The organism is Streptosporangium sp. NPDC048886 (assembly GCF_055586905.1).
The window spans coordinates 181,913-188,669 of sequence record NZ_JBVJHH010000018.1 but is presented as its reverse complement, the minus strand read 5'-3'; the positions used below and the strand labels follow the sequence as shown (position 1 = coordinate 188,669).

Annotated in this window: 5 protein-coding genes; 4 read left to right on the top strand and 1 reads right to left on the bottom strand. The window is 70.8% G+C overall.

Annotation, left to right across the window (positions count from 1 at the left end):
* Window positions 1–436 (top strand): FGGY-family carbohydrate kinase (locus tag ACZ6R6_RS23580; RefSeq protein ID WP_470096585.1); only part of this gene is annotated, 436 nt, incomplete at its 5' end.
* Between the two features lie 47 nt (window positions 437–483).
* On the opposite strand, the gene nhaA is transcribed toward ACZ6R6_RS23580, so the two are convergent.
* On the bottom strand, window positions 484–2,373 hold the full coding sequence (gene nhaA / locus ACZ6R6_RS23575) for a Na+/H+ antiporter NhaA (protein ID WP_470096583.1): 1,890 nt from the start codon (window positions 2,371–2,373) through the stop codon (window positions 484–486).
* Between the two features lie 338 nt (window positions 2,374–2,711).
* Here nhaA and ACZ6R6_RS23570 point away from each other — a divergent pair, with 338 nt between their 5' ends.
* Genes ACZ6R6_RS23570 through ACZ6R6_RS23560 form a run of 3 tightly spaced genes read left to right on the top strand, consistent with a single transcriptional unit; the run spans window position 2,712 to window position 6,651 of the window.
* Window positions 2,712–3,749 carry a substrate-binding domain-containing protein gene (locus ACZ6R6_RS23570; RefSeq protein WP_470096581.1) on the top strand — a complete coding sequence of 346 codons (1,038 nt, stop codon included), beginning with the start codon at window positions 2,712–2,714 and terminating at the stop codon, window positions 3,747–3,749.
* A gap of 16 nt (window positions 3,750–3,765) precedes the next feature.
* Window positions 3,766–5,547 carry an ATP-binding cassette domain-containing protein gene (locus ACZ6R6_RS23565; protein ID WP_470096579.1) on the top strand — a complete coding sequence of 594 codons (1,782 nt, stop codon included), beginning with the start codon at window positions 3,766–3,768 and terminating at the stop codon, window positions 5,545–5,547.
* Between the two features lie 6 nt (window positions 5,548–5,553).
* A complete protein-coding gene (locus ACZ6R6_RS23560; RefSeq protein ID WP_470096577.1) occupies window positions 5,554–6,651 on the top strand; it encodes an ABC transporter permease in 1,098 nt (365 codons plus the stop codon).
* The last annotated feature ends 106 nt before the right edge of the window (window positions 6,652–6,757 follow it).

Here is a 6,757-nt window from a genome sequence, read left to right as displayed (position 1 = left end):
GCGTTCGGACGCGCGGGGCGCGATCGTCGGGCTGTCGCGTTTCAACACCAACGCCCACATCGCGCGGGCCACCCTGGAGGCGATCTGCTACCAGAGCCGCGACGTCGTCGAGGCGATGCGGCAGGACTCCGGCGTCGCCCTCGACGTCCTGCGGGTCGACGGCGGCGTCACCGCCAACGACCTGTGTATGCAGATCCAGGCCGACGTCCTCGGGGTGCCGGTGTCCAAGCCGGTCGTGGCCGAGACGACCGCGCTCGGCGCCGCCTACGCGGCCGGCCTGGCCGTCGGCTTCTGGAAGTCGACCGACGAGCTCAAGCAGAACTGGAACGAGGACCGGCGCTGGCAGCCGGAGTGGTCCGACGAGCAGCGGGCCGTCGGCTACGCCGGCTGGAAGAAGGCGGTCGACCGGACTCTCGACTGGGTCGACCTGTCCTGAGAAGGACGGGCCGGCCGGCCCTGAGGAGGGGGCGCGCGGCCCTGGGGTCACGACTTCAGGGCCGCGCGCGCACGGGCGGCCCGCACCGCGGAGGTGAGGGTGGCGATGTCGTAGGCGCCGTGGTGCCGCCGTCCGTTGATGAAGAACGTCGGCGTGCCCGACACACCGCTCAGGTCGGCGGAGTCGATGTCCTCGGCGACCCGGCCGGCGCCGGCGTGGCCGCGGAGGCTGTCGCGGAACCGCTCGACGTCGAGGCCGAGCTCCGCGGCGTAGCGGATCAGGTCGCGGACCCGGAGGTCGTTCTGGTTGCCGAGCAGGAGGTCGTGCATCTCCCAGAACGCCCCCTGTTCGGCCGCGGCCTCCGCCGCCTCCGCGGCGAGCTGGGCACCGGGGTGCACGTCGTGCAGCGGGAGATGCCGCCAGACGTAACGGACGTCGCCGAGGTCGGCGAGCAGCTCGCGGATGACCGGCTCCGCCTGGCCGCAGTAGGGACACTCGAAGTCCCCGTACTCGACCACGGTCACCGGCGCCTGCCTGGGGCCGCGCAGGTGGTCGCGGTCCGGGTCGACGGGCGCGGCGAGGTCGACGATGCTCTCGGAGGTGCCCAGCAGCGCCCGGATCCGGCGCCGCTTGGGCAGCAGCGCGGTCACGCGGTAGACGACCCATGTCATGAGGGGCGCGCAGAGCGCCGCGGTGAGGATACCGAGCTTCGCCTCCTCCAGCTGCGGACCGTCGAAGGCGAGAGTGGCGATCAGCAGGGACACGGTGAAGCCGATGCCGGCGATCGTGCCGGCGGCCGTGACGGAGGCCCAGCCGACGGGCGGGCGCACACGGCCGCGGCTCAGCCACGTCACGAGCCACGAGGATCCGATGATCCCGACCGGCTTGCCCACCAGGTAGGCCAGCAGGATCCCGATGGTGATCGGCGAGGTGAGCGCCCGCGCCAGGAAGTCGCCGCTGATCGTGACCCCCGCGTTCGACAGCGCGAAGAGCGGCACGACCAGATAGCTCACCCCCGGGTGGTAGAGCTGCTGCAGACGCTCGTTCGGTGAGATCGTCGAGGCGAGCCCCATGCTGGCCGAGCGGGCCAGCTCCGGTGTCGGCTGCTCGCGGAAGAGCCGGAAGAGGTCCGTCGCGTGCTCCAGATCGCCGCGCGCGACCGGCGAGGCGTAGGTCAGCAGCCCCATGGCCAGGCCGATGACGATGGGTTCGACACCGGACTTGAAGAGCGCGGTCCACGCCGCCACGCCGAGCAGCGCGTAGGGGAGGCCGCGGCGCACGCCGGCGGCGCGGACGAGCAGGACCACGCCGAAGATCCCGATCCCGGCCAGCAGCGCCGGCAGCGTGATCCGCTCGCTGTAGAAGATCGTGATGACTCCGAGCGCGACGAGGTCGTCGACGACGGTGACCGTGAGCAGGTAGGTGCGCAGCCGTGCCGGGAAGCGGGACCCGAACAGCGCGAGCATGCCGAGGGCGAACGCCGTGTCCGTCGACATCGCCGTACCCCAGCCGTGCGCGGAGGGGCTGCCCGCGTTGACGGTGAGGTAGATCGCGACGGGCACGGCCATCCCGCCGACGCCGGCGGCGAGCGGCAGCACGAGCCGCCGCCGGTCGCGCAGCTCTCCCATGTCGAACTCGCGGCGCGCCTCGAGCCCGACGACGAAGAAGAAGAACGTCATCAGCCCGCTGTTCACCCACCCGCGCAGGTCCTGCGACACCTCGAAGCCGCCGAGGTGGATGGAGACCGGCATCCGCCAGACAGTCCCGTACGACGCCGGGCCGACGTTGGCCCAGGCCAGGGCGGTCAGCGTGGCGACGAGCAGGACCATGGCGCTGCCGGTCTCGGTGCGCAGGAACTCGCGCAGCGGAGTGTTGAGACCCTGCGCCCATGCGGTCCGTCCGGAGAACGGCGGGCCCGATTCCCGTGCTTCTGTCATCCCTGACGTTAACTCCTGCTCACAGGTAGAGCGCGATCCGCTGAAGGCGGTCGAGGTGGCGCGCGGTCACGCCGAGGCGCTCCACCGGACGATGTCCGTCGGGCTCGTCGAGCACGGACGGGAAGGTAATGACTTCTTTTCCCTCTGTTAGTTTCCAGCGCAACACTTCCGGGGCTTTGCTGGAAGCAACCGACCATCACGGGTCTCTGCTGAATGAAAAATCCTTCAGGTGCCTCCCCTCAGCGCCGTCGGCACCCGTCCGTCATCCGTAGATCTATAGCGGCAGCCGCCTGAGACGCCTGCCGGCATCCCCCCTGAGTGGTTTTCAGGAGGTCGTTATGGCTCGCTCACGCATCGTCTTCTCCCTCTCGCTCGTCGCGGCCATCGCGCTGGTGGCGCTGGTGCTCGGAGTGGTGGGAGGCCGGGCGACGAGCTCGGCCAGCCAGACGTCGGGCGGAGGTGCGGCCGGAGCGGCCGGCGGCAAGAAGATCGACGTGATCATCAAGGCCAGCGACTCCTCGTTCTGGCAGACGATGATCGCCGGGGCGAAGCAGTCCGGCGGGGACTTCGGCCTCAAGGTGAGCACCTTCGGCCCCACCTCGGAGACGAACATCGACCAGCAGGTGCAACTGGTCGAGAACTCCATCTCCCGGGGCGTCGACGGTCTCGTCATCGCGCCCAACTCCTCCAGCGCCCTGAACTCGGCGATCGACCGGGCGCGCAAGGCGGGCCTCAAGGTCATCACCGTGGACAGCCGCGTGACCGCCGCCTCGGAGGGGTTCATCGGCACCGACAACGTCAAGGCCGGGACACAGGCCGGCAAGCGCATGTGCGAGCTGCTCAAGGCGCAGAACAAGACGAGCGGCAGTGTCATGATCGAGTCCTCCGTGGCGGGCATCCAGTCGCTGGTCGCCCGGGACTCCGGCTTCAAGCAGGGGTTGGCGAACAACTGCCCGCAGGTCAAGGTGGCACTGCAGCGTTACAACAACAACGACATCAACACCGCCGCCTCCCAGGTCAACGACGCGCTGACCGCCAACCCGGAGCTGGCGGGAGTGTTCGCCGACAACAACACCTCGGGGGTCGGCGCGGCCCGGGCGATCCAGGACAACAAGGTCACCGACACCGTGCCCGTCGTGGCCTTCGACTCCGACCCGCAGGAGAACGCCGCGCTGGCCGCCGGCACCATCGACGCGCTGGTGGTGCAGAACCCCTACTTCTTCGGATACCAGGGCGTCCTGGCGGCCGGAATGGCCACGGTCGGCCGCATCCCGCCGCGTGACATCGACCCCGGAGCGGTCGTCGCGGACAAGCGGAACATGAACGAGCCCGACGTGAAGCTGCTGCTCAACCCGCCGACGATGAAGGCGGAGTGACGGAGATGAAGGCGGAATGATGAAAGAGCCCGTCGTCGAACTGCACGGCGTCTCCAAGGCCTTCGGCCCCGTGCAGGCGCTCACCGACGTATCGCTCCGCCTGGTCCCCGGTCAGGTGAACTGCCTGGCCGGGGAGAACGGCGCGGGGAAGTCGACCCTGATCCGGGTGCTGACGGGCGCGCTGCGCCGCGACAGCGGCTCCTACGAGATCGACGGCCGGTCGGTCACCGCCCCGACACCGGCCTCGGTGCGCGCGGCCGGCGTCCAGGCCGTCTACCAGGAGCTCAGCCTCCTGCCGCACCTGTCGGTCGCGGAGAACCTGTTCATGGGCCGCCTCCCGGCACGTAGCGGGGTCATCGCCAGGAACCGGCTGCGCGCCCGCGCCCGGGAGGCCCTCGACGAGGTCGGCCTGACGGACCTCAGCCCGGAGGCCATCGTGGAACGGCTCCCGGCGGCCACCCGCCAGCTCGTGGAGATCGCCAAGGTGCTGACCGCGGACTCCGTCAAGGTCATCGTGTTCGACGAGCCGACCACGGCGCTGACCGAGGCGGAGTCGGAGCGGCTGCTCGAACACATCCTGCGGCTGCGCGAGCGCGGCATAGCGATGCTCTACGTGACCCACCGGCTTGAGGAGATGTTCGAGATCGGCGACTGGGTGACCGTCCTGCGGGACGGGAGCCTGTCCGAGGCGGGGCCGATCAGCGACTACGACGAGGACAAGCTGATCACCGCGATGGTCGGGCGGGAGATCAGCTCGCTGTACCCGGAGACCCACCGCAAGGCCGGGACGCCCGCGCTGCGGGTGCGGGGACTGCGCCGCTTCGAGGACTCGCCGAGCATCGACCTGCACGTCGGAGCCGGGGAGATCCTCGGCATCGGGGGCCTGCTGGGGTCGGGGCGCAGCGGGCTGCTGCTGTCCGTCTTCGGCGCCGCCCCCATCGTGGCGGGGGAACTGGAGGTGATGGGCAAGCCCGTGAAACCGTCCGGGCCGCGCACGATGATGAACGCCGGGGTGGGGCTGCTCACCGAGGACCGCAAGGTGCTCGGGCTGCTGCCGGAGCTGTCGATCCGGGAGAACGTCACCATCGCCAGCCTGCGCAGCGGCTCCCGGCGCGGCCTGCTCCCCGGCCGGGAGCAGGTCGAGGAGGCCGACCGGCTGCTCGACAGCCTGCGGCTACGAGCCGGTTCCTACGAGCAGCCGGTCTCGACGCTGTCGGGCGGCAACCAGCAGAAGGTCCTGCTCGCCCGCTGGCTGCTCACCAAGCCGAAGGTACTGATCTTCGACGAGCCGACCAAGGGGATCGACGTCGGCGCCAAGGGCGAGCTCTACACGGTGATCGGGGACCTGGCCGCCAAGGGGCTGGGCATCATCGTGGTCTCGTCGTACCTCCCGGAGCTGCTCGGCCTCGCCGACCGCATCCTCGTACTGCGAGACGGCGAGGTCGCGGGCGAGCTTCCCGGGACCGCCACCGAGGAGGACGTGCTCCGCCTGGCGAGCGGCGGTGGCAAAGGCGCCGAGCCGCTGCTCCGGGAGGAGATCCCGGCACCCCGAGAGGGGGCCCCGGCCCCCGGTGAAGGGGCTCCGAAGGCGGGGGAGACGGCTCCGGCGTCCCGGGGTGAGGCTCCGGCCGGGCCTGAGCGGGCTCCGGTGGCCGGGGCGGCGGGCCCGGCGTCCGGTGAGGGGGCCCCGGCCTCCGGTGAAGGGGCTCCGAGGCCGGGGGAGACGGCCTCGACGACCTCGGAGGGCTCGGGAGCCACCATCCCACCGGCCCCAGACGACCCAGGACAGGAGAGGTGAGCCGAGATGCCCAAGCTGATCTGGCGGGAACCGATCGCCACCACCACGATCACCAGCCGGCCGCCGACCGGTGAGGGGCTGGGGCCGGAGGCGGTACCCAGGGCCAGGGAACCGGAACCGGGACGGAAGCCGGAGGCCGAGCCCCCACGACGGGTCATCACGCTGGGGGACATCGCGGGACGGGAGAGCGGCGGGCTCGTCGTGCTGCTCGTGGCGGTCGGCGCCCTCACCCTCGCCAGCGACGAGTTCCTCACCGCCAACAACCTGGCCAACCTCGCCCGGCAGGTCGCCATCTTCGGGATCATCGCGGTCGGCCAGCTCGTGGTCATCCTGACGGCCGGGATCGACCTGTCGGTCGGTTCGGTCCTCGGCCTGTCCGGCGCGACCACCGCGCAGCTCCTGGTCGCCGGCATGCCGATCTGGCCGTCGTTCCTGGTCGGGGTCGCGATCGGCGCCGCGCTCGGGATCGTCAACGGCCTGCTGGTGACCTACGCGAAGCTGCCACCGTTCATCGCGACCCTGGGCATGCTCGGCATCGCCCGAGGGATCGTCCTGGTCACCACCGACGCCCAGACCATCCAGGGCCTGCCGGCCGGATTCCAGGAGATCGCCAACGGCACGATCCTGGGCATCCCCAACCTTCTTCTCATCGCCGCCCTGGTGACGGGCGTGATGTGGTTCGTGCTCTCCCGGACCGTCTTCGGCCGGTACATCTACGCGGTCGGCTCCAACCCCGAGTCCGCCCGCCTCGCGGGTGTGCCGGTGCGCATGGTCACGATCTCGGTCTACGCGATCTCGGGCATGCTCGCGGGTCTCGGCGGAGTGCTGCTGGCGTCCAGGTTGGGCGCGGGCATCCCCACCGCAGGGACGGGCTTCGAGCTCAACGCGATCGCCGCCTGCGTCATCGGCGGCGCCAGCCTGTTCGGCGCCAAGGGCAGCGCCCTCGGCGCGGCCACCGGAGCGTTGATCATGGGAGTTCTCAACAACGGCGGGAACCTCCTGGCGATCAACGCCTTCTACCTCCAGATCGCCATCGGCGTGCTCATCCTCGTCGCGGTCGGCTTCGACCAGCTGAACACCAGGAGGGCGGCCAGCAACGCCTGACCGGGGGCGCCGGCTCCCACCACGTCCGGGCACCGGCCGTGCCCCGGCCGGAAGGAGATCCGGCCGTACCCTGGCCGAAGACCCTGGCCGCGTCCCGGCTGGAAGG